Source organism: Methylocystis sp. WRRC1 (genome assembly GCF_020733155.1).
In the GTDB taxonomy this organism is placed as follows: domain Bacteria; phylum Pseudomonadota; class Alphaproteobacteria; order Rhizobiales; family Beijerinckiaceae; genus Methylocystis.
On sequence record NZ_JAJFZJ010000001.1, the window covers coordinates 441,574 to 463,797 of the forward strand.

Genomic DNA, 22,224 nt, shown 5'->3' on the forward strand with positions numbered 1-22,224 from the left:
CGCGGTTCTGCGAACGAAACAGGAGTGAAGGTTATGGCTGATAAAGAATTCGAAATCACCACAAATACCTACATCTTCGCTGGCGTCGGCGCGGTTCTCCTTGGTGGCTTGGCTGCCGCCGCTCTCGGCGGCATGCAGAACACGATCGCGGCAGGTGTTGTCGGCGCTCTCGCCGGCGGCTGCCTCGGCCTGTTCTTCTAGTAAACGATAACCGACGGCTTCCGGGCGTCAAGCCCGGTCCCGAAGCCAGTCGACAGCAGCCAGCATTCGCGCAAGCGATTGCTGGCTGTGTTGTTTTCAGACAATGTCTTGACGCAGGGCGCTCGCCCTCAGAGCGACGCCGTGGACGATCCCGCCGGCCACATTTCGCGGGCGCGCTCGCGCAGCACATATTTGCGGATCTTGCCGGTCGAGGTTTTCGGCAGCTCGCAGAACACGATGTGACGCGGGCATTTGAAATGCGCGAGATGGGTGCGCGACCAGGCGATCAGCTCGTCGGCGGTCGCCTCCGCGCCCGCCTTCAGCTCCACGAAGGCGCAGGGCGTCTCTCCCCACTTGTCATCCGGCGCGGCGACGACGGCGGCGGCGCTCACCTTCGGGTGCTTGAAGAGAACGTCCTCGACCTCGATCGAAGAGATGTTCTCGCCCCCGGAAATGATGATGTCCTTGGAGCGGTCCTTGAGCTGGATATAGCCGTCCGGATGCATCACGCCGAGATCGCCCGAATGGAACCAGCCGCCGTGGAAGGCCTTCTCGGAGGCGGAGGGGTTCTTGAGATAGCCCTTCATGACGATGTTGCCGCGGAACATCACCTCGCCCATCGTCGCGCCGTCGCGCGGCACCGGTTGCATCGTTTCGGGGTCGATCACGTCGATCGCGTCCAGAACCTGATAGCGCACGCCCTGGCGCGCCTTCATCTGCGCCTGCCCCGCGTCATCGAGTTCGTCCCAAGCCTCCTGCCACTCGTTGACCGCGGCGGGACCGTAGGTTTCGGTGAGGCCGTAAAGATGCGTGACCTCGAACCCCGCCGCCTTCATGGCGGCCAGCACGGCCTGCGGCGGCGGCGCGGCGGCGGTGAAGAATCGCGCGGTCACCGACAGCGGCTTCTTTTCCGATTCGCTCGCGCCCAGGAGCGTCGACATCACGATCGGCGCTCCACACAGATGCGTGACGCCATGTTCCGCCATCAGCTCATACATGTGCCCCGCCCGGACCTGCCGCAGACAGACATGCGTGCCCGCGGCGACAGACAGCGACCAGGGGAAGCACCAGCCGTTGCAGTGGAACATCGGCAGGGTCCACAGATAGACCGGATGCTGGCCCATATTGCCGGTGAGCACATTGCCGAGCGCCAGCAGATAGGCGCCGCGATGATGATAGACGACGCCCTTGGGGTCCCCGGTCGTGCCCGAGGTGTAATTGAGCGAAATGGCGTCCCACTCGTCGCGTGGCGGCTTCCAGTCGTAATTGGGATCGCCCGAGAGGATGAAATCCTCATAGTCGATAGAGCCCAACCTCTCGCCCGGCCCGGTATAAACCGGATCGTGGTAATCGATGATCAGGGGTTTCGTCTTTGCCAGCGCAAGCGCCTCGCGGATGACGCCGGAGAATTCGCGGTCGACGATCAGCGCCCTGGCCTCGGCGTGGTCCAGCGTGAAGGCGAGTATCGCGGCGTCGAGCCGGGTGTTGAGCGTATTCAGCACCGCCCCGGTCATTGGCACGCCATAGTGGCATTCCAGCATCGCCGGCGTATTGGCCAGCATCACGGACACCGTGTCGCCCCGATCAATCCCGGCCTTCTCCAGCGCGCTGGCGAGGCGCCGGCTGCGCGCATAGAAGTCGCGATAGGTCCGCCGCAGATCGCCATGGACGATCGCCACCCGCTCGGGGAACACCGCCGCCGCGCGCGCCAGAAAAGTCAGCGGCGTGAGCGGCTGGAAATTGGCGGGGTTGCGGTCGAGATCGCGGTCATAGGCGGAGGCGGTCATGAAAAATGCTCCCGGATGCGCAGAGCGACGAGCGGCAAGAGCGACGCATGCAAATTCCGGCGAACCTGCAAACCGGGCAAGTTCGCCGGCGTCCCGCGCCTCTCGTGTTACTCGCCGAAATCCATGTCTTTCAGGCGACCGAACACGCGGTCGGCGTCGAAATTGTCCTCGTCCTCCGCGGGCTGGGCCGGCGCCGTCGGCTTGCCGAAGACGTCCTCGGTCGTGACCGGCTCCCGGGCGCCGCTGGTCGTGACGCTGGCGGGCATGAGCGTCTGGCCCTGCTCCTCCAGCGCCGCCGGACGGTCCTTGGCTGCGCGATTGACTTCGAAGTCGAGGTCGATTTGCGAGCACAGGCCGAGCGTCACGGGATCCATCGGCGTCAGCGCGGCGGAGTTCCAGTGCGTGCGCTCGCGAATCGCTTTCAGCGTCGCCTTTGTTGTGCCGACGAGACGCATGATCTGCGCGTCCTTCAGCTCAGGATGGTTGCGCACCAGCCAGAGAATGGCGTTCGGCCGGTCCTGACGACGCGAGAGAGGCGTGTAGCGCGGTCCGCGCGCTTTCTTGACCTCCGGCACGACGACCTTCGAAACCGAGAGGTGCAAATGATAGTTCGGGTCGCGCTCGCCCTTGGCGATCTCGTCGCGGGTCAACTGTCCCGAGGTGATCGGATCGTGGCCGCGAATGCCCGCCGCCACCTCGCCGTCGGCGATGCCCTTCACCTCGAGCGGGTGGAGTTTGCAGAAGTCGGCGATCTGGTCGAAGGTCAACGACGTGTTTTCGACGAGCCAGACAGCCGTCGCCTTCGGCATCAAGGGGGCGTTGCTCATCTTGCGAAATCTCCTTGGATCGCGGGCATGGAGGGAGCGTCCGGCGCCGCGCTTTCTCGCGCCGGCGACCCATGAGGGCGAACCGTCCATGATGGGGATACTCGCCTATATACGCTCCATCCGCCCAAAGCGCAATCAAACTGCTTCAAATTCCGGGCCATCCCGGCCGGGGCCTTGACGCCCGTTCCGCCCGGAAAACCGGAGAGGCGGCCCGTGAGCCGCCCCGACAAAAAGTTCCGGGCGCTGGCCAGACGCGACCTTCAGCCCCGCTTCGACAGAGCCGAGCCGGGCCTCTCCTTCGATCGCCGCCGCCAGATCGCGGCTACGCCGGTCGGCGGGGTCTTTTCGCGCGCCGCGCCGGCGACGAAGCTGTCCCTTGTTTCGGAAATGGAACGGGAAGGCCCGGAAATGGATTCCGGCCTCTGTTTTCCAATCAGCGCAGAAAGTCCTAATCGAAACGACATCGCTAACTCCAATAGAGCGTCTTGCGATGTTGCTTTTAAGCGGCGTTAACCGCGAAAGACGTGTGAGGGCGCACACGCGCGCCCTCACCTCTCCTCCCGCGCGTGAACGGGGCGCATGAAGCGAAGATGCGCCGGCATCAGTTCGCCGAGCGTGTCGCTGACCGCCTTGCCATATTTGTGGAACAGCAGGCCGAAGGCGATCAGCAATACGCCGATGCCGGAGAGCGCAAAGGGAAACAGGATCGAGTCCTTGAAGACGTCCCACGCCAGATGACCGAGATACATGGTCACGCCCACCGCGCCGAAGACCGCATAGACGCGGCGCATCAGGAACAGGGACAGGACGACGAGCCCGACATTGATTGCGCAATACATCGCCTTTCCGAATTCGTCGCCGCTGTGTTGCGCCGTCAGTCCGCCCCAGAAGGCCATCAAGCCGAAGAGATGCAGCCAGAACGCGAAATCGCCGTTCTTCCACCGCTTCAGATCGACGAGCCAGGCGACGGCGAGAACCAGCAGCCCGAAATACATGCTGACCGTCGCGCGCTGCTCCCAGGAAAACTCCGTGATCCCCATCAACCATGGCGTGAGATCCATGGACATGAACCACAGGCAGAAGGCGATGATCATCACGAGGAAGGGGAAGGGAAAGGCGATCAGCGCAAGCAGCGCGGCCGCGATCGTCCCCAGCTCCATCGGCAGCCAGCTGGATTTGATCCAGACATAGAACTCTCGGTAGGAATGGCCGTCGTCCACGGGGCTATGGCCCCATAACGACTGCAACGCGAAGATCCCCAGCGGCGCCATGCCCACCGCGCAGGTGACGAGCAAGCCGCCCGGGGTGCGCAGATCGCGCCGCCAGAGATAGGCGCCCGCAAGCGTGAACAGAACGGCGTAGATCACCGCCGTCGTCAGAAGCGCCTTGTCACCCCACAGGCCGAAGGCCGTGGTCGAGAACATGCCCATGGCGCCGAGCACGATCAACGCGCCGGCGTACCAAAGCAGGTTCACGAAATCATAGCGCGGGGCCTGATGCGCCGGCGCATGGGCCGACGCACGCGCGGCCAGAAATCTCAAAAGGCGCTCGAATGTCTCGGCGTCGATGACGCCGGCCTCACGCGCGGCGGCAAGATCGTCGGTGCTGATGCGTGTTTTCATGACGCGACTCCTTTGTCGCCGACGATCCCTACACCGGCCGTGTCGAAAAACCGTGCGCGGCCTCACATGAGCGTAACCCACAACGTCTCATTTGACAGCCGCCGTCGCTTTCGCCCATTTACCGAACACGGGCGGGGAGGCCCGACGGGAAATCTCGCAATGCAAAATAATTCAAAGGGCCTCACCTATGCCGAGGCGGGCGTCGACATCGACGCGGGCAATCGGCTGGTCGACATGATCCGCCCCGCCGTGCGCGCCACGCGCCGTCCGGGCGCGGATGGTGAAATCGGCGGCTTCGGCGGCGTGTTCGACCTCAAGGCCGCGGGGTTCAGCGATCCCCTGCTGATCGCAGCCAATGACGGCGTCGGCACCAAGGTGAAGATCGCGATCGAGTCGGGCCTGCACGGCACGATCGGAATCGATCTCGTCGCCATGTGCGTCAATGATCTCATCGTGCAGGGCGCCGAGCCGCTGTTCTTTCTCGACTACTACGCCACCGGCAAGCTCGACACGAAGGTCGCCGCCGCCGTCGTCAAGGGGATCGCCGACGGCTGCCTGATGGCCGGCTGCGCCCTGCTCGGCGGCGAGACCGCCGAAATGCCGGGCATGTATTCCAAGAGCGATTACGATCTCGCCGGTTTCGCCGTCGGCGCGGTCGAGCGCAAGGGCCTGCTGCCGCGCGACGTTTATCCGGGCGACGTGGCCTTTGGCCTGCCCTCCTCCGGCGTTCACTCCAACGGCTTCTCGCTGGTGCGACGCATCGTCGATCGCGCCGGCCTCGCCTGGAACGCGACGGCCCCCTTCGCGCCGGACATGAATCTCGCGCGCGCCCTGCTGGAGCCGACCCGCATCTATGTGAAGCCTGTGCTGGCCGCCATGAAGCGCACGCCGCACATTCGCGCGCTCGCGCACATCACCGGCGGCGGCTTCCCCGAAAATCTCCCGCGCGTGCTGCCCAAGGGCCTCGGCATTTCACTCGACCTCGCGTCTTTCGATGTTCCGCGCGTTTTCCGCTGGCTCGCCAAGTCCGGCGAGGTGGCCGAAAGTGAGATGCTGCGCACCTTCAACTGCGGCATAGGAATGGTGATCATCGCCGCGGCCGATGGCGCGAGCGAGGTCGAGGCGGCCTTGCGCGCAGTCGGCGAGCGGCCGGTGAAGATCGGCGAGATCGTCGAGCCGGAAGAAGGCCAGGAGCGCGTGATCATGCGCGGGGCGCTGGGGTTGTGACGCGCCTGCGCACCGCCGTTCTCATCTCCGGCCGCGGCACCAATATGGACGCGCTGATCCTGGCCGCGCGCGCGCAGGATTATCCCGCCGAAATCGCGCTCGTTCTCTCCAACCGCCCCGACGCGCCGGGGCTGGCGAAAGCGAAAGCCGCCGGGATCGCCGTCGCAGCCGTGGACCACAAGATTTACGCGGGGCGCGAGGAATTCGAGCGCTCGCTGCAGGTGGTGCTACAGACCTACCGGATCGACTTCATCTGTCTCGCGGGTTTCATGCGGCTCTTCACGCCCTGGTTCATCAATCAGTGGCGCGGGCGGATGCTCAACATTCACCCCGCCCTGCTGCCCTCCTATCGCGGCCTGCACACGCATGAACGCGCGCTTGCGGATGGCGTGAAGATCCATGGCTGCACCGTGCATTTCGTCGTGCCGGAGATGGACGAAGGCCCCATCGTCGCGCAGGCCGCGGTGCCCGTTCTCGATGGCGATACGGCGGAGACGCTCGGCGCGCGCGTCCTGTCACAGGAGCATGTCATCTACCCGCTGGCGCTGCGGCTCGTGACGTCGGGCGCCGTGCGGGTGGAGGGCAATCGCGTGCTGGGGGCTCTGCCCGCGAGCGACGCTGCGCTCGTCGCGCCGTAAGGCGTCCTCCGACGTGAAAGGGCGTTCGTCGCTGCTCAGGCCGAGCGCGGCCTATCTTTTCTTTCTTCCGCCAGCCGAAGCGGGCGGCGCAAGAAGATAGACTCCGCCAAACGACACATTCATGCGGCCGCATCTCTGATTATCCGCCGCGAGCATGAAAGGCGGAAGCAAAGTCATTTCGACATGACATTCATCTTCTTCGTCGATGAAAGTGACCCGGTTCCCCGTCGGCGACGCGGAGCCGGACATTTCGCCGAGATGCGGCCCGCCCGGCGCCGCTTCTTTCGACGGATTGGCGGAAGGCCAGAAAGCCTCGCCTCGGGCGCGCAGCTTGCCGCCCCTCGCGAGCAGGGAGATGTAGTCATCGCCCTTCCGCCACTTGCCGAGCCACGAGTCGAGAGTCAGCGTCGCGGTAGGCTCGGGAAGAAGCCGGCTCTCGTGGACATAGCCGGCTGAACCAGCGCTGTCTTTCTGATTACGATAGAAAACGCAGCGATAGGCGCCGAAGGATTGACCCGCGATGACCAGATCGCCGGGAATGAGATAGCCGCCGGATCGGCACGCGGCGCTGTCGCCCGGACAGGGAAGAGTGTCCGAAAGCAAAAAGGCCTTATCTTCGCCCGTGATTTTCGACAGGCTGTATTTGCCGCCGGTCTGGACGAAGGTTCCGTTCCGGCAATCCGGCGGAGCGGACTGCTCCGCTCGGGCAAGGGAGCACGGAGCGATCAATGCGGCCAGCAATAAGAAAAGTCCCGAAAGATGCTTCATCACGTCTGTCCGTTGCCGAATTTGGGGGCTCGCCGAGCGGGCGGTTTTCAACGTATCGCATAGCGGCGACGTCGGGAACGTGAGGAACCGCACAAGGCGCGGCCCCTGTGTCGCACAAACATGAAACGCGCGATAACTCCCATGTCTTAGTGGAACGGTATCGTCATGATCACTCTTTATTGCTTCACGCCCATCGCCGGCCTGCCCGACGCTTCGCCCTTCGTCGTCAAGGCGATGACGCTGCTCAGGATGGCGGGCCTCGACTATGTCGAAGACCGGAAGGGCTTTGCAAAAGCGCCGAAAGGCAAGCAGCCCTACATCGATGACGGCGGCGCGATCGTCGCGGACTCGACCTTCATCCGCTTTCATCTCGAAAAGACGCGCGGAATCGACTTCGACGCACATCTCACCGAGGAGCAAAAAGCCGTCGGCTGGTGCGTCGAGAAAATGTGCGAGGAACATCTTTACTGGATCGTCGCGCGGCTCTTCTGGCTCGACGACGCCAATTTCGAACGCGGACCCGCGAATTTCTTCAGAGGAATTCCCGCCGTGATCCGGCCTCTCGCGAAATGGTACATGCGCCGGCGCATCGCGAAGAATTTGTGGACGCAGGGAATCGGCCGACACAGCGTGGCCGAGGTCGATGTCCTTGGCGTGCGCGACATAGAGGCGCTAGCGACGCTGATCGGGGATCGGCCTTATCTGTTTGGAGAAAATCGCTGCGGCGCGGACGCGACGGTCTTCGCCTTCCTCGCCGCGATCATGGCGCCGCTGGCTGAATCCCCAATTCGCGACGCGGCATTGGCGAAGCCAAATCTGGTCGCCTATCGCGACCGGATGATGGCGCGGTATTTCCCGAAATGAAAATGGCCGGGTCGCCCCGGCCACGACACTGCTGACGTCAAGTTGACGCCCCTCGCGCTTCGAGACCGCTCCACTGGAGCCTCGAAGCATGAGGCGGCTCTCAGTGATTTATCGAGAGACTCAGCCGACGATCTCGTTGCCCGAGAAGAACTGCGCGATTTCGATCACGGCAGTCTCCGGCGCGTCGGACCCGTGCACCGAGTTCTCGCCCACAGAAAGCGCATGCTCCTTGCGGATCGTGCCCGGCGCGGCGTTGGCCGGATTGGTTGCGCCCATCACTTCGCGATAGCGCGCGATGGCGTTCTCGCCTTCGAGCACCTGCACGACGACCGGCTCGGAGATCATGAAATCGACGAGCTCGCCGAAGAAAGGACGCTCCTTGTGGACCGCATAGAAGGTCTCGGCCTGCTCACGGGTCATGCGGATGCGCTTCTGCGCCACGATACGCAGGCCCGCGCCCTCGATCAGCGCGTTGATCTTGCCGGTGAGGTTGCGCCTGGTCGCGTCGGGCTTGAGAATTGAGAAAGTGCGTTCGATCGCCATGGCAGCGCATCGCCTCGTCTGTTGGAGTTTGGGAAAGGTTAAGCGCCGCGCTTATACCGGGGGCGCCGCGAAGCGGCAAGTCTGGGCGCCTTACCGATAGGCGGCGGCGATTGCCATGAAATCCTTCGCGGTCAGGCTCGCGCCGCCGACAAGCGCGCCATCGACATTGGCGACGCCCATCAGCTCCCGCGCATTGGCGGGTTTCACCGAGCCGCCGTAGAGGATGCGCACGGTCGCGCTTTTGCCGCGGCCGAGACGCGCCTCGATGCGCTCGCGCGCGAAGGCGTGCATCTGCGCGACATCGGCGAGCGTCGGGGTCAGTCCCGTGCCGATCGCCCATACGGGTTCATAGGCGACGACGATTTGTCCGGGCGCGTCCGCCGGCAAAGAGCCTTCGATTTGCTCGCCGACGACGCCGAGCGCGTCGCCTGCCTCCCGCTCGGCGCGCGTTTCGCCGACGCAAATGATCGGCGTGAGCCCCGCTCGCAAGGCCGCCGCGGCCTTCGCCTGCACGATCGCGTCCGTCTCGCCATGGTCCGCGCGCCGTTCGCTGTGGCCCACGATGACATAGGAGGCGCCGGCGTCCTTCAGCATCTCGGCTGAAATATCGCCGGTATGGGCGCCATTCTCGGCCGCATGGCAATTCTGCCCGCCAAGCCCCAGCCCGCCGCGCGAAGCGGCCTCTGCGGCCGGCGCGATCAGCGTCGCCGGCGGACAGACGATCAGCTCCGCGCGCGCCCTCAGCGCTTCATCATAAGCCGCCCCCATCGCTTTGATTTCGGCGAGCGACGCCCGCAAGCCGTTCATTTTCCAGTTTCCGGCGACGAGCGGGCGGCGGGTCATGTCAAAACGCTCCATGCAAAGAACGGGCTTTCGTAACAGAGCCTCGGGCGCAGGAGCAATGCGGCGGGCGGGCGCAGCGGTTTCTTCTGTCATAGACATGTCATAAATTTCGATATATCTGGAAATATGGAATCCGAAAACGCTCTCGCCTGTCTCGCAGCGCTCTCGCAACCGACGCGCCTCGACGCTTTTCGTCTGCTCGTGCGGCATGAGCCCGAGGGTCTGCCGGCCGGCGAACTGGCGCGCCAACTTGGCGTGCCACAAAACACCTTATCGGCGCATCTCAACATCCTTTCGCACGCGAGGCTCGTTACGAACGCCCGAAGCGGCCGCAGCGTCGTTTATCGCGCGGAGCTCTCGCGGCTGAACGCGCTCGTCCGTTTCCTTGTGGAAGATTGTTGCGGCGGCGCGACTTGCGCGCCTGCTCGAGCGCTTTTCTCCGCCAAATGTGAAGAGACCGAAAGATGAGCGAAAAAATCTACAATGTGCTGTTTCTGTGCACGGGCAACAGCGCCCGGTCGATCATGGCGGAGGGGATTCTGCGCCGCGACGGCGCCGGGCGCTTCAACGCCTTTTCCGCCGGCAGCCAGCCGAAAGGGGCCGTCAACCCTTACGCGCTGACGACGCTCGCAAGCTTCGGCTATCCGGCCGAAGGCTTCAGCTCCAAGAGTTGGGACGCCTTCGCCGCGCCCGGCGCGCCGGAGATCGATTTCGTTTTCACTGTCTGCGACAACGCGGCGGGTGAAGCCTGCCCGGTCTGGCCCGGTCAGCCGATGACCGCGCATTGGGGCGTCGAAGACCCCGCCGCAGTGGAAGGGTCGGACATCGAGAAGCAGCGCGCCTTCGCAACCGCCTTCCGCTACCTGAAAAATCGGATCGACCAGTTCCGCGCCATCCCGCTACATCGGCTCGACAGGCTGGCGCTCGGGGCGCGGCTGCGCGAGATCGGCGACATGGAAGGCGCAACACATCCACATGTGGGAGCTTGAGTGATCAGATGACGATTTTCGAACGTTACCTCACCCTCTGGGTCGCGCTCTGCATCGTTGCGGGCGTTGCGCTCGGCCATTTCCTCCCCGCCGTTTTTCACGTCATCGGCGGCATGGAGATCGCCAAGGTCAATATGCCCGTCGCGGCGCTGATCTGGCTGATGATCGTGCCCATGCTGATGAAGATCGACTTCGCGGCGCTGAAGGACGTCGGCCGCCATTGGCGCGGCATCGGCGTGACGCTCTTCGTCAATTGGGCGGTGAAGCCATTCTCCATGGCGCTGCTCGGGTGGATCTTCCTCGGCCATTTCTTTCGGCCCTATTTGCCGGCCGACCAGATCGATTCCTATATCGCGGGGCTGATCCTGCTCGCTGCGGCGCCCTGCACGGCCATGGTGTTCGTCTGGTCCAATCTGACGAAAGGCGAGCCTCATTTCACCTTGAGCCAAGTCGCCCTCAATGACGCGATCATGATCGTGGCCTTTGCGCCGATTGTCGGAATGCTGCTCGGGCTCTCGGCGATCACCGTGCCGTGGGACACGCTGTTTCTGTCCGTGGCGCTCTATATCGTCGTGCCGGTGATCGTGGCGCAGATCGCGCGCCGGCGTCTGCTCGCGTCGGGCGGCGAGGCGCGGCTGTCGCAGGCGCTCTCAAAGATCGGACCGCTGTCGCTCATCGCTCTGCTCGCGACGCTGGTGCTGCTGTTCGGTTTTCAGGGCGAGCAGATCATTCGTCAGCCTGCGATCATCGCCATGCTCGCCGTTCCGATCCTGATACAGGTCTATTTCAACTCCGGGCTCGCCTATGCGCTCAACCGCGTCGCGGGCGAGGAGCATTGCGTGGCGGGCCCTTCGGCGCTGATCGGCGCCAGCAATTTCTTCGAGCTGGCGGTGGCGGCGGCGATCAGCCTTTTCGGCTTCGACTCCGGCGCGGCGCTGGCGACAGTCGTGGGCGTGCTCATCGAAGTGCCGGTGATGCTGTCGGTGGTGTGGATCGTGAACCGGAGCAAGGGCTGGTACGAACGGGGCGTCCCGCAGCCGGCGCAAACGGCCGGAGCGCGGGAAAGCTGAGCCGGGCCCTCCGGCCGGAGCGACAATTTGTAGCCGTGATCGAGCCTTATCGAGGCCTTACATGACCGGCTGTCGCCCGCCCGGACACGGGACGGCCGGCTCCCCTGCGTCTCGTGAGAATCCCGACCTTGTCGCGTTTTCGCATCCTGCTCGCCGTGGTTCTCGGCGCCGCATTCCTTTCGCTTCAATTCGCGAACTGGACATCTCCCTCGACGCCCGCGCGCGACTGGCGGGACGATGGCCGCCTGCATGTGTTCTTCTCTCCCGATTGTCCCCATTGTCACGAGGCGATCGACTATCTGAAGACGCAGCCGGGGATCGACTACGTCCTCCACGATATTTCGACGCCGGCGGGAGAAGCGCTGCTCGTCGATGTCGCAAGGCGCTTCAGCATGACGCGCGTCGCCGTTCCCATGTTCGTTTACGGCGCGCGTTACATGACTGGCTTCGGCTCCGGAGAAACGACCGGCGCGCAACTCCGCGAGTTGCTCGACGGGCCAAATCCGAAGGGTGGCGCCAGCGCCGATCCCCCGAAAATCACCTTGCCGCTGATCGGGGAGATCGACCCCACCCATCACTCGCTGCTCGCGCTGACCGCGCTGATGGGGCTGTCGGACGGGTTCAATCCCTGCGCGATGTGGGTGCTCGTCTATCTGATCTCGCTGATCGTCAATCTTCAGGACCGGCGCAAGATCTGGTGGCTCGTAGGGATCTTCGTGCTCTCCTCGGGCATCCTCTATTTTCTCTTCATGACCGCGTGGCTGAACGCCTTTCTGTTCCTCGGCTATGTGCGTCCGCTCACTCAGGCCATAGCGCTCCTCGCCATCGGTTTCGGCGTGGACCATCTCATCCAGCTCGCGGTTAATCGCGGCGAGGTGGCTTGTGAAGTGGGCGACATGGAGCAGCGCCGCCGGACGATGGCTTGGGAACGCGAGATCGTCGCGGCGCCGATCGGCGTCGCCAGCCTTCTTACCGTCGTCGCTCTCGCATTCACGGTGAATGCGATCGAATTCATGTGCTCTGCGGCGCTGCCGGCGATCTACACGCATGTGCTGGCGCTCACCGGCCTTCCGGCTGCGCTTCATTACGCTTATGTCGCGCTATACGTGCTCTTCTTCATGCTCGACGATCTCATCATTTTCGGGCTGGCCGCGTTCGCCGTGCAGAAGATCGTCGACACCCGCTACGCCGCCGTCAGCCGCGCCGTGGGCGGCGTCATCCTCGTGGGGCTCGGGGGCTGGATGCTCGGCGGAGAGGCGGCTTCGGCGCCCCCGCCGGGCCCGGCGCAGACCGCGCCCCGCGAGGCCCCTGCCCCTTCCCCCGCCCCGGCCGACAAGCCGGAGCCGGCGACCGGCGGCGAACAGGCCGCCCCGCTTCCCGCGCCGCGACCGGCGGAAGAAAGCGCGCGGCCCGGGGAGGATCGCGGCGCCAAAACTGAAAGCGTCAGGAAGCCGCGAAAGAAGCAGCGAGAGCGCCCTCGGGGAACAAAAGTTCAGTCCGCGCCCGTTTCGCGCTGAAGACAGCGACGAAACGCGGGAAGATGGCGCTCCTGCGACGCTTCCCTGAGACGCTGCATCACCTTGCGCGCCTCCGGATCGCTGATCTGATTCAGCAACCGATCATACATGGCGGCGTTCTCGATCTCGCCCTCGACCGCAGCCCGGCAAGCCTCGACGAGCGTTGTCGGGGCGCGAACCTTCCCCGCCCATTTGTCCTGCGGCGGCTCGACTCCAAAACACTCGAACAAACTCAGCAGAGCGTCGGCGTGCCGCGTCTCCGCCTCGAGAATGTTCACGAATGGACGCACCGGCCCGAAAGCGTCGATCACGCTTCGATAGGTTGCGCGCGAGCGGTATTCCTCGTCGATCGCTTCTCGCAGCGCATCTATGGTTTTCTGATCGACCGGCATGACGCTGTCCCTCGCAATAATTGATTTGAAAACTTACCTAGCCGCCGTCCTGGGAAATTGTAGGCGGACGCCGCGCGTCGATTGGCCACATCGCGTCGATTCCAAAACGATTTTCGAGGCTTAGACCCGCCTCGGCAAATCTACCCGCGCGAATATTCTTGAAACGGGAAAGCGCGGAACCTTTTTTATCGAGGAGCGGAAATTCGACGCTCGGGGCGGAGCGACATCGAGAGGGGCATTTACAAATGGCTACAGACGAGCAGCTGGCCAATATGCGCGAAGTGGTCGGCGTATTCGCTGACGCGGACACGCTTCAGGCGGCGATCGACGAATTGATGTCTTCGGGCTTCGACCGTGCTGAGATCAGCCTCCTCGCCGGCGAGAAGGCGGTCGACGAGAAGCTGGGCCACAAATACAAGAAGGTGACTGAACTAGAAGACGACAAGGAGACGCCGCGCACGCATTACGTTTCGCTCGAATCCATCGGCGCCGCTCAGGGAGCCATAATTGGCGGGCTCGTCTATCTCGGCGCGGCCGCCACGATCACGGCGGTCTTCGTTTCGGGCGGAACGGTCGCGACAGCGCTCGGCGCTGCGGCAGTCGCCACCGGAACGTGGGGAATGGTCGGCGCCGCGCTCGCTGAACTCATCGGTGAGCATCATGCGAAATATCTGGAAGAGCAGCTCGTGCACGGCGGATTGCTGCTATGGGTCCGCACCTGGGACGCCGAGCGAGAGAAGACAGCGACCGAGATTTTGAAGAGGCACTCCGGACGCGACGTTCACGCTCACACATTCACGGCGGAGGCCTGACGCACGAAACGGTCATCGGCCCGGACACAAAGCCCCGGCAGCCTTGATGTTGGCGGCCGGGGTTTCTTTTTTCGAGCCGGCGGATGTCAGCTCCGCTTGCGCTTCTTGTCGAGGTCGAGCGACTTGCCGATGATATGCTCGCTGCGGCCGATGACATGGGCGCTCGCGCCGACGATCAGGGGGTCCGGGCCGCGCACGACGCTCGTGTCCTTGTTGGGGTAGTCGAGGCTCGACAGGAAGTGCTGCATGCAGTTTAGGCGCGCGCGCTTCTTGTCGTCCGACTTGATGACCACCCATGGCGAGTCCGCTGTGTCGGTAAAGAAGAACATCGCCTCCTTCGCCTCGGTGTAGTCGTCCCATTTGTCCATGGAGGCGCGGTCGATGGGAGACAGTTTCCACTGCTTCAACGGATCCGTCTCGCGCGCCTTGAAGCGGCGGGTCTGCTCCTCGCGCGTGACCGAGAACCAGTATTTGTAGAGGCCGATGCCCGAATTGACGAACATGCGCTCGAGCTCGGGGCACTGGCGCATGAAGTCGAGATATTCATTGGGCGTGCAGAAATTCATCACGCGCTCGACGCCCGCGCGATTGTACCAGGAGCGATCGAAGAACACGATTTCGCCCGCCGATGGCAAATGATTGATGTAGCGCTGGAAATACCACTGAGTGCGCTCGCGCTCGGAAGGCTTTTCCAGCGCGACGACACGGGCGCCGCGCGGATTGAGATGCTCCATGAAACGCTTGATCGTGCCGCCCTTGCCCGCGGCGTCGCGGCCCTCGAACAGCATCACGACGCGCTGGCCGGTCTCCTTGACCCAGTTCTGCGCCTTCAGCAGCTCCACCTGGAGAGATTCCATATGGGCGAGATAGACCCTGTTGCTCAGCCGGGTCTTGTAGGGGAACTCCCCTGACTCGAAAGCGTGGCGGATCGCGTCCGAATCGGCGCGGAGCCGGCGCACGTCCTCGCGCGGCGGCTGAACCTGCGGGCGAGCCGCCTTGGCCGCGGCCTCTTCCCCCTCCACCGTCCCGGCGCCCATTTTTTCGAGCGACTCGACGGCTTCGGCGCTGATGGTGGTGGTGGTGTCGTCCATCAATGCTCCTTACGAGAAATGCGCCCGGGTCGGCTTACTGACCCCCCGCGGCCTGAATTCGGCGGCCAAATTGTATCGTCCCGCCTGAGCCCGCAATGACGCATATCGACGCGGCGCGAGGCTGTTCTCCGCGGCTCATTGCCACGGCCGCCGCCCCTCCCTATAGTCCCGCGCCAAAACGGGGGGCGGGTCAGCCCGAATTACGCACAAGGGAAGCCAAAATCATGTTAGAGGGCCTGCGCGTCGCTTCGCAGAACTGGATCGGCCGCACCATCATGGCGGTGGTGATGGGCGTCATCGTCGTCAGTTTCGCGATCTGGGGCGTCGGCGACGTCTTTCGCGGCATGACCACCAGCCGGCTGGTGAAGGTCGGCAGCGGCGAGGTGAGCGTCGACTCCTTCCGCAACGCCTACCAGAACGAATTGCGCCGCATCCAGCAGCGCCTGCGCCGCGCGGTCACCAATCAGGAGGCGCGTCAGGCCGGTCTCGACCTGCAGGTTCTGGAGCGCCTCATCACCGAAGTCGCGCTCGACCAGAAGGCCCGCCAGCTCGGCCTTGCGTCCAGCGACGAGACGACCCAGCAGCTTCTCGCGAAGGAAAAGGTGCTCCAGGGCCCCGACGGCAAGTTCGACGTCGAGCGTTTCAAGCAGATCGCCCGCGACGCCGGCTTCACGGAGCGCGGCTTCGTGGCCGACCAGAAGAGCGCCTATCTGCGCAAGCTCCTGACGGACCTGGTGACCAACGGCGTCGAGCCGCCGCGCCTGATGATCGAGGCGATCCACCGGTTCCGCAACGAATCGCGCACCATCGACTATTTCGTGCTGCCCGTGTCGGCCGCCGGCCCCGCGGCCACGCCGTCCGACGAGGAGCTGAAGAAATATTTCGACGAGCGCGAGCAGACCTTCCGCGCCAAGGAATATCGCAAGCTGACCGCGCTGGTCGTAAGCCCGACGAGCGTCGGCAAGCCGGGCGAAGTGACCGAGGACGAGGTCCGCAAGCTTTATGAAGAATCAAAGGCCAGGCGCTTCGGAACGCCCGAAAAGCGCGACGTGCGCCAGATTGTCCTCAAGACCGACAAGGAAGCCGAGGACGCGCTCGCCAGGCTCAAGGGCGGTATGGACATCGACGCCCTGGCTGCCGAGCTCAAGCTCAATCCGAAGGACGTCAATCTCGGCTTGGTCGAGCAGCGCGACTTCGGCGACGCCAAGGTCGGCGCGGCCGTCTTCGCCCTCGCCAAGCCCGGCCTCGCGGAACCGGTGAAGACCGCCTTCGGCACGGTGATTTCGCAGGTGAAGTCCATCGCCCCGGCGGTCTACACCAAGACCTTCGAACAGGCGGCGCCGGAACTGCGCGTCGAGATCGCCGCGCAAAAGGCTGGCCCGGAGGTGCGCCGTCTCCATGACGCAATCGAGGACCAGCGCGCCGCCGGCAAGACTCTCGCCGAGACCGCGAAGGGCGTCGGCCTCGACGTCCGCGTGATCGAGGCCGTGGACGACGCCGGCCATGACAAGGACGGCAAGGCGATCGCCGACCTGCCCGCCGGCCCCGATCTGCTGAAGGCGGCCTTCGCCTCCGACGTCGGCGTCGACAATGACACGGTCGCGACCCGCGACGGCGGTTATGTCTGGTTCGAGGTCAACGCCGTCGAGCCCGCGCGCCAGAAGACCTTCGAGGAAGTGAAGGGCGCCGTTCTGGAGGCCATGCGGAATGACGCCGCGCAAAAGGCGCTCGCCGAGAAGGCCGACGAGCTTGTCGGCAAGCTGCGCTCCGGTCAGCCGATCGAGGATGTCGCCAAGTCCGTGAACGCCGAGGTGAAGCGCGCAACCGACGTGAAGCGCGCCGCTCGCCCCGACTTCAACAACGCCACGATCGTGCAGTTCTTCGACGTGCCGCCGCGCGGAGCGGGTTCGCTCCCCGGTGACGCCGGTCGTCTGGTGTTCTTCGTGAAGGACTCGACGGCGCCGGCCTTCGACCCCCTCTCGATCGAGTCGAAGACCATCGCCGAACAGCTGAGGCCGGCGCTGCACAACGACCTGCTCGAGCAGTTTGTCGGCGGACTGGAAAAGGCGCTCAACGTCGAAATCAACCAGAAGGCGCTCGAAGCCGCGACGGGGACGGAAAAGGAACAGTGACCGGCGCCATGTTCGAACCGTCCCTCGATGAGTTCGGCGAGAATTATGACGCGGGCCGCGCGCAGCTCGTCGTCACCAGGCTCGTCGCCGACCTCGAAACGCCGGTCTCGGCGTATCTGAAGCTGTCGCGCGAGCGGCCGGGCGCGACCTTCCTGCTCGAATCCGTCGAAGGCGGCGCCGCCCGCGGCCGCTATTCGATGATCGGGCTCGATCCGGACGTGATCTTCCGCGCGGTGGGCGACAGGGCCGAGATCAACCGCGACGCGCTGACGGACAGAGGCGCCTTCACGCCCTGCGACGCGCCGCCTCTCATCGCCTTGCGCCAGCTCATCGCCGAGTCGGCCGTCCCTCAGACGACGCAGCTTCCGCCCATGGCGGCCGGCGTCTTCGGCTATCTCGGCTACGACATGGTGCGCCAGATGGAGCGGCTCGCGCCGGCCAAGGAAGACAAGATCGGCGTGCCGGACGCGTTGCTGCTGCGCCCGACCGTCATGGTCGTCTTCGACACGGTTCGCGACGAGATCTCCATCGTGACGCCCGTGCGCCCCCGCGCCGGGGTCACGGCCAAGGCCGCCTATGAGGCCGCCCTCGCGCGCCTCGACAGGATCGTGTCGACGCTGGAGGCCCCGCTCGAGCATCGCGAAACCGGCGCCGACCCGCAACTTCTCGTGCAGGAGCCGGTCTCCAACACCTCGCAGTCGCGCTTCCTCGAAATGGTCGAGCGCGCGAAGGAATACATCCGCGCGGGCGACATCTTTCAGGTGGTGCTGTCGCAGCGCTTCACGGCGCCTTTCGCCCTGTCCGCCTTCGCCCTTTACCGCGCCCTGCGGCGGGTTAACCCGGCCCCTTTCCTCTGTTTCCTCGACTTCGGCGATTTCCAGATCGTCTGTTCGAGCCCCGAGATTCTCGTGCGCGTGGCGGACGGCAAGGTGACGATCCGCCCCATCGCCGGCACGCGATGGCGTAGCGACAACAAGGTGGAGGACGAGCGCCTCGCCGCCGACCTCCTCGCCGACGAGAAGGAGCGCGCAGAACATCTCATGCTGCTCGATCTCGGCCGAAACGACGTCGGCCGCGTGGCGAAGACGGGCACGGTGCGCGTCACCGACAGCTTCACCATCGAGCGCTACAGCCACGTCATGCACATCGTCTCCAACGTCGAGGGCGAACTCGACGACGCGCGCTTCGACTGTATCGACGCGCTGTCTGCGGGGTTCCCGGCCGGCACGGTCTCCGGCGCCCCGAAGGTGCGGGCAATGGAGATCATCGACGAACTGGAGACCGACAAGCGCGGCATATATGGCGGCTGCATCGGCTATTTCGGCTCCGGCGGGCAGATGGACACCTGCATCGTCCTGCGCACGGCCATCGTGAAGGACGGCCGGATGCATGTGCAGTCCGGCGCCGGCGTCGTCTACGACAGCCAGCCGGAATATGAGCATCGCGAATGCGTGAACAAGGCGAAGGCGCTGTTCCGCGCGGCGGAGGAAGCCGTGCGTTTCGCGACGCGCGCGCGCCGAGGCCAGTAAGAGCGAAAATTAACGAGCGCGCGGCATGATGTTGCGCGCACGAAGGACCATGGATGGCGGACCCGACCATATATGATGACGGCGACGACCCCTATCGCCCGATCCGCGTCGGCGACCCCGGTCCTGCGGGCGAAACGGCGAAATGGGGCGCGCTGCTGTCGCGCTTCATGCGCATCGTCGCGCTGTTCTGGATCCTGCAGGGGCTGATGCACTGGCGCATCGTGCTGTCGGCGCCGCAATCGATCTTCGACACCATGCCGCAGAACGCCGCCTTCGCGGTGATCTTCTTCGCGGTGCTCGATCTCATCGCCGGCGTCGGCCTGTGGCTTGCGACGCCGTGGGGCGGCGTGCTCTGGCTGCTGATCGCGAGCGGACAGATTTTTCTCACGCTCAGCATGCCGGGCTTTTTCATCGGCGGCTATTGGCTGATCGGCGTCAACGCCCTCCTCATCCTGATGTATTTCGGCCTGACCTTCGAGGCCGGCCGCGACGTTGACGCGCAGCGGCTGCGCGAACGCCGGCGAAGAAAGGCCGAGAAGCGGAAGGCCCGCGCCGCTCCCGAGACCGCCCCGCCGGCGAAGTGATCACTCGGCCGCCGCCGCCCGCGCGCGAATTTCCGCGAGCGTTTCATCCACGAGCAGCGCGCCATTGCGATAAACCGGGCGCAGGAGATTGACCCCGCCGCCGATGGGCTGGAAGCGCTCGCCATCCACCGGCACGGTAGCGTAATGCGGTCCCGCCACAAGGCCGAGAAGACCGCGCTTGGAGCGTTTCCCATGGTCCGTGACGGGATCCTTGTAGACGTCGCGCCAGACGCCATTCACCTCGGCCGCGCTGGCCTTGTAGGCGAATTTCTGCGTGTCGCGATCGAGCCGTTGCAATAGCGCGCCGCCCATTCCGAAAGCGACGTTCGCCGCGCTGAAGCCGTCGGCGACAATGCGCGACAGCATCTTCCTTATGCTTTCGGGATTGACGCCGTCGCCCTGGATGACGCGCACATGGCGCAACACCTTGTAGCCTTTTGAATTGATGTCGACGCCGAAGCGTTCGCCGAGAATCCGCAGCGTATCGGCGACAATCGTTTCCGGATCGCCGCTGTCGGGCCGAACGACCAAAGTCGCGCCGCTGTCGATGACGAGCTGGCGCAAACGCTCGCCCCAAAGATGATCGACCGCAGCGTAAATATCGTAACTGTCCGAGACGACGGCGAAGACTTTGCCCGGCTTGCCGAATTGCGCGACCATATTGGCGTACGCGTCGCACTCCCCTTCCCGCCCCCAGGCCGTGATCGTGCTGTGCTCCGCGGCGGGAATGCTGAAACCGGCCATCGGTTCGTTGTAGAAATCACGCGCCGCGACAATGCCCGCAAGGGTGTCTGTGCCTCTGAAGCTGACGAGATGCGCAAGGCCGCCGAGCGCGGCGCTGGCGTAGCTGGAGACGCCGCGAGAACCGAAATCATGCAGCTTGAACGGCAGTTCGTCAGCGGGCGCGCCGGCCGTCTTTTCCAGGGCCTCGGCGATTGTCTTGCGTACGTGCCAGCTGATCGTGCCGACGGTGATCGGGTACCACACGCGCAGCAGGGCCGTCTCGACATAGCTTGTCAGCCAATAAAATTCCGGATCGGTGTTGACGACGCTCATCATCGCGTTGCCGACAGGAATGACGCTCCCCTCCGGGGCCGCGCGTATTTCGAGCGGATAGAGTCCACCGTGTTTTTCGATCAGCCGGCGCCAGCCTTCCTCGTTGAAAGGAACGCCGTGCAAAGCGAGCAACTCGCGCGCTTCCGCTATGTTTTCCTGCGTGACGGGGCGGAGGAACTCCTGTTTCAAAATCGCCTGCAAGCCAAAGAAGAGGGTGCGATCATAGGCGCCGCCCCGGCTTTCGACATAGGAGAAAACGCGCGTCGTTCCCGGCGGATATTGCAGGAAATGACTGGTCTTGTAGCTGTCCGTATTGAGGATCGGATTGAAAGAAAGGGTCATGGCGAAACTCCTTCGCGCGCTACTTCCGCTTCGGGGTCTCTCCCCTCGCGGGATCAATGGGCGTTGTCAGGCGGCGCCGAGAAAATGTTCGAGAATGAAGAAATGATCCTCGAACAGGCTCGCGCGCATGCCCTGAATTTCGGATACCGGAATCCACCTCGCGCGCGCCGCATCGTCCGCGCCACGCACGCCCGGCAATTCGCCCGAGGGAAATTCGAAATAGAAGGCGTGAGTGATCGTGCGCCCGCGCAGCGATCTTTCGGGATAGTCGAAAACTTTTTCGCCGCGAATGCTGCCGCGCAATACGGCGACAGGAATTTTCAGCCGCGTTTCCTCGCGTAATTCGCGGATGGCGGCGTCGCGCAATGTTTCGTTTTCATTGACGAAGCCGCCAGGCAAAGCCCATAGCCCTCGTCCCGGCTGCGACTTGCGCTTCACCAGAAGCACATGGCCCGAATGCGCCACGACGGCGTCTACGGTGACGAAGATCGGCGGATAGGGCGCCTTCGCCCAGGCTGCGCGATAGTTTTCGACATGACGAAATTCATCCAGCGTCTGCGCATAGGCGGCCGTGTTGCGAAAGGCGCTGATGATCTCGAAAACGGGCGCCGGAACATTGGCTTCGATCAGCCGCAACGCGCCTGCGTCTTCAGAGAAAAGATGTCGACGCAACTCCGTCGCGGAAAGCAAAGGCACGGATGCTGCGTCGACGAGCTCCCATTGCGGGAATGCCTTCAGATAATAGCTCGAAGCATCCTTGCTCAAGCCGAAGAGCGCGATCGATCTGGCGTCGCCCGCGACGCTCGCGACCTGCGCCTGCGCTTCTGCAAGCCAGGCGTTCTCGTTGTAGAGATGATCGCGCAACGGCAGCGTCACGACGCGCTTCCCGTCCACGCCGAGCGCGGCGTGAATCATCACCTCCCGCTCCGTATAGGTCCATGGATTCTTCGCATTGCGCGGCGCATCGGCCGAGCCGACGAGCACGACCACGCGCTCCGCCTGCGCCAGCGCGCGCTGCAAAATCGCAAGGTGTCCGAGATGAAAGGGTTCAAAACGGCCGATGAAGACCGCAAGGTCGTAACGCATCATGAGGCTCCCTCATGCAGTGCCGTCCGGTCTGCCCGAACGTGGCGGCGATCCGCCGTCTTCCACAGGCTAGGCCGCTGTTTGGCGCGCGACAAGGGACAAAATGACGTTTCGTTAAAGGCGCGGTCCTTCACTCGTTAAACTTCGTTACCTCCGCGAGCGCGCGCGGTTCAATATGCTTAAGGAAGATTCAGCGTAAACGAGCGATTGAGTTTAGCCGTTGTTCACCCAATGCGGGCTTTACTGGGTAAACGTCAGATTCAGCTTGTTGTTTAAACTGCTTTTCATTCGGATCGATCTAATT

The 22,224-nt window shown here is 64.0% G+C and carries 23 protein-coding genes; 13 read left to right on the forward strand and 10 right to left on the reverse strand.

What is annotated here, in order from left to right:
* Positions 1-33: 33 nt before the first annotated feature.
* Positions 34-201: a hypothetical protein gene (locus tag LG047_RS02245; protein ID WP_192815579.1), complete on the forward strand. Its 168-nt coding sequence runs from the start codon at positions 34-36 to the stop codon at positions 199-201.
* Between the two features lie 128 nt (positions 202-329).
* On the opposite strand, the gene LG047_RS02250 is transcribed toward LG047_RS02245, so the two are convergent.
* Positions 330-1,988: an acyl-CoA synthetase gene (locus LG047_RS02250; protein ID WP_227965075.1), complete on the reverse strand. Its 1,659-nt coding sequence runs from the start codon at positions 1,986-1,988 to the stop codon at positions 330-332.
* A 107-nt stretch (positions 1,989-2,095) separates the two neighbouring features.
* Complete coding sequence (locus LG047_RS02255) at positions 2,096-2,815, reverse strand: DUF1013 domain-containing protein (RefSeq protein WP_036281812.1); 720 nt, start codon at positions 2,813-2,815, stop codon at positions 2,096-2,098.
* A gap of 213 nt (positions 2,816-3,028) precedes the next feature.
* On the opposite strand from LG047_RS02255, the gene LG047_RS02260 reads away from it, so the two are divergent.
* Positions 3,029-3,328 carry a hypothetical protein gene (locus LG047_RS02260; protein ID WP_227965077.1) on the forward strand — a complete coding sequence of 100 codons (300 nt, stop codon included), beginning with the start codon at positions 3,029-3,031 and terminating at the stop codon, positions 3,326-3,328.
* 35 nt (positions 3,329-3,363) lie between these two features.
* Here the strand turns inward: LG047_RS02260 and LG047_RS02265 are convergent, their stop codons facing one another.
* On the reverse strand, positions 3,364-4,437 hold the full coding sequence (locus LG047_RS02265) for a hypothetical protein (protein WP_227965080.1): 1,074 nt from the start codon (positions 4,435-4,437) through the stop codon (positions 3,364-3,366).
* A 159-nt stretch (positions 4,438-4,596) separates the two neighbouring features.
* Here LG047_RS02265 and purM point away from each other — a divergent pair, with 159 nt between their 5' ends.
* On the forward strand, positions 4,597-5,664 hold the full coding sequence (gene purM / locus LG047_RS02270) for a phosphoribosylformylglycinamidine cyclo-ligase (RefSeq protein ID WP_227965082.1): 1,068 nt from the start codon (positions 4,597-4,599) through the stop codon (positions 5,662-5,664).
* Positions 5,661-6,302: a phosphoribosylglycinamide formyltransferase gene (gene purN, locus LG047_RS02275; RefSeq protein WP_227965084.1), complete on the forward strand. Its 642-nt coding sequence runs from the start codon at positions 5,661-5,663 to the stop codon at positions 6,300-6,302. The genes purM and purN overlap by 4 nt, the downstream gene beginning before the upstream one ends.
* Before the next feature lie 51 nt (positions 6,303-6,353).
* On the opposite strand, the gene LG047_RS02280 is transcribed toward purN, so the two are convergent.
* Positions 6,354-7,070 (reverse strand): hypothetical protein, encoded by a 717-nt coding sequence (locus LG047_RS02280; RefSeq protein ID WP_227965086.1) that lies wholly within the window; start codon positions 7,068-7,070, stop codon positions 6,354-6,356.
* A gap of 165 nt (positions 7,071-7,235) precedes the next feature.
* Here LG047_RS02280 and LG047_RS02285 point away from each other — a divergent pair, with 165 nt between their 5' ends.
* Entirely contained in the window at positions 7,236-7,934 is a 699-nt protein-coding gene (locus tag LG047_RS02285; RefSeq protein WP_227965088.1) for a glutathione S-transferase family protein, read from the forward strand.
* Positions 7,935-8,054: 120 nt separating this feature from the next.
* Here the strand turns inward: LG047_RS02285 and ndk are convergent, their stop codons facing one another.
* Both ndk and tpiA read right to left on the reverse strand, forming a co-directional pair.
* Entirely contained in the window at positions 8,055-8,477 is a 423-nt protein-coding gene (ndk, locus tag LG047_RS02290; RefSeq protein ID WP_227965090.1) for a nucleoside-diphosphate kinase, read from the reverse strand.
* Between the two features lie 90 nt (positions 8,478-8,567).
* Complete coding sequence (gene tpiA, locus LG047_RS02295) at positions 8,568-9,320, reverse strand: triose-phosphate isomerase (RefSeq protein WP_227965092.1); 753 nt, start codon at positions 9,318-9,320, stop codon at positions 8,568-8,570.
* Between the two features lie 126 nt (positions 9,321-9,446).
* On the opposite strand from tpiA, the gene LG047_RS02300 reads away from it, so the two are divergent.
* From LG047_RS02300 to LG047_RS02315, 4 genes are all read left to right on the forward strand, one after another.
* Positions 9,447-9,788, forward strand: a complete 342-nt coding sequence (locus LG047_RS02300) for a helix-turn-helix transcriptional regulator (protein WP_036281828.1) — start codon at positions 9,447-9,449, stop codon at positions 9,786-9,788.
* Entirely contained in the window at positions 9,785-10,309 is a 525-nt protein-coding gene (locus LG047_RS02305; protein ID WP_227965094.1) for an arsenate reductase ArsC, read from the forward strand. Before LG047_RS02300 ends, LG047_RS02305 begins: the two co-directional genes overlap by 4 nt.
* Positions 10,310-10,317: 8 nt before the next feature.
* A complete protein-coding gene (gene arsB, locus LG047_RS02310; RefSeq protein ID WP_227965096.1) occupies positions 10,318-11,379 on the forward strand; it encodes an ACR3 family arsenite efflux transporter in 1,062 nt (353 codons plus the stop codon).
* 128 nt (positions 11,380-11,507) lie between these two features.
* Positions 11,508-12,896 (forward strand): glutaredoxin family protein, encoded by a 1,389-nt coding sequence (locus tag LG047_RS02315; RefSeq protein WP_227965097.1) that lies wholly within the window; start codon positions 11,508-11,510, stop codon positions 12,894-12,896.
* Here the strand turns inward: LG047_RS02315 and LG047_RS02320 are convergent.
* Positions 12,872-13,288 carry a DUF2202 domain-containing protein gene (locus LG047_RS02320; protein WP_227965098.1) on the reverse strand — a complete coding sequence of 139 codons (417 nt, stop codon included), beginning with the start codon at positions 13,286-13,288 and terminating at the stop codon, positions 12,872-12,874. The genes LG047_RS02315 and LG047_RS02320 overlap by 25 nt on opposite strands.
* A 245-nt stretch (positions 13,289-13,533) precedes the next feature.
* Here LG047_RS02320 and LG047_RS02325 point away from each other — a divergent pair, with 245 nt between their 5' ends.
* Complete coding sequence (locus tag LG047_RS02325) at positions 13,534-14,100, forward strand: hypothetical protein (RefSeq protein WP_227965100.1); 567 nt, start codon at positions 13,534-13,536, stop codon at positions 14,098-14,100.
* 86 nt (positions 14,101-14,186) lie between these two features.
* On the opposite strand, the gene ppk2 is transcribed toward LG047_RS02325, so the two are convergent.
* A complete protein-coding gene (gene ppk2, locus LG047_RS02330) occupies positions 14,187-15,191 on the reverse strand; it encodes a polyphosphate kinase 2 (protein WP_227965102.1) in 1,005 nt (334 codons plus the stop codon).
* A 224-nt stretch (positions 15,192-15,415) separates the two neighbouring features.
* Here ppk2 and LG047_RS02335 point away from each other — a divergent pair, with 224 nt between their 5' ends.
* Genes LG047_RS02335 through LG047_RS02345 form a run of 3 tightly spaced genes read left to right on the forward strand, consistent with a single transcriptional unit; the run spans position 15,416 to position 19,436 of the window.
* On the forward strand, positions 15,416-17,323 hold the full coding sequence (locus LG047_RS02335; protein WP_227965103.1) for a SurA N-terminal domain-containing protein: 1,908 nt from the start codon (positions 15,416-15,418) through the stop codon (positions 17,321-17,323).
* An 8-nt stretch (positions 17,324-17,331) separates the two neighbouring features.
* A complete protein-coding gene (trpE, locus tag LG047_RS02340; protein WP_227965105.1) occupies positions 17,332-18,852 on the forward strand; it encodes an anthranilate synthase component I in 1,521 nt (506 codons plus the stop codon).
* Positions 18,853-18,905: 53 nt separating this feature from the next.
* The gene (locus LG047_RS02345) at positions 18,906-19,436 is read left to right on the forward strand and encodes a DUF6163 family protein (protein ID WP_227965107.1); all 531 of its coding nucleotides are present in this window, start codon (positions 18,906-18,908) and stop codon (positions 19,434-19,436) included.
* Here LG047_RS02345 and LG047_RS02350 read toward each other — a convergent pair whose 3' ends face one another.
* Both LG047_RS02350 and LG047_RS02355 read right to left on the reverse strand, forming a co-directional pair.
* Complete coding sequence (locus LG047_RS02350; RefSeq protein WP_227965109.1) at positions 19,437-20,834, reverse strand: nicotinate phosphoribosyltransferase; 1,398 nt, start codon at positions 20,832-20,834, stop codon at positions 19,437-19,439.
* A gap of 66 nt (positions 20,835-20,900) precedes the next feature.
* A complete protein-coding gene (locus LG047_RS02355) occupies positions 20,901-21,923 on the reverse strand; it encodes a bifunctional nicotinamide-nucleotide adenylyltransferase/Nudix hydroxylase (RefSeq protein ID WP_227965110.1) in 1,023 nt (340 codons plus the stop codon).
* Positions 21,924-22,224: the final 301 nt, after the last annotated feature.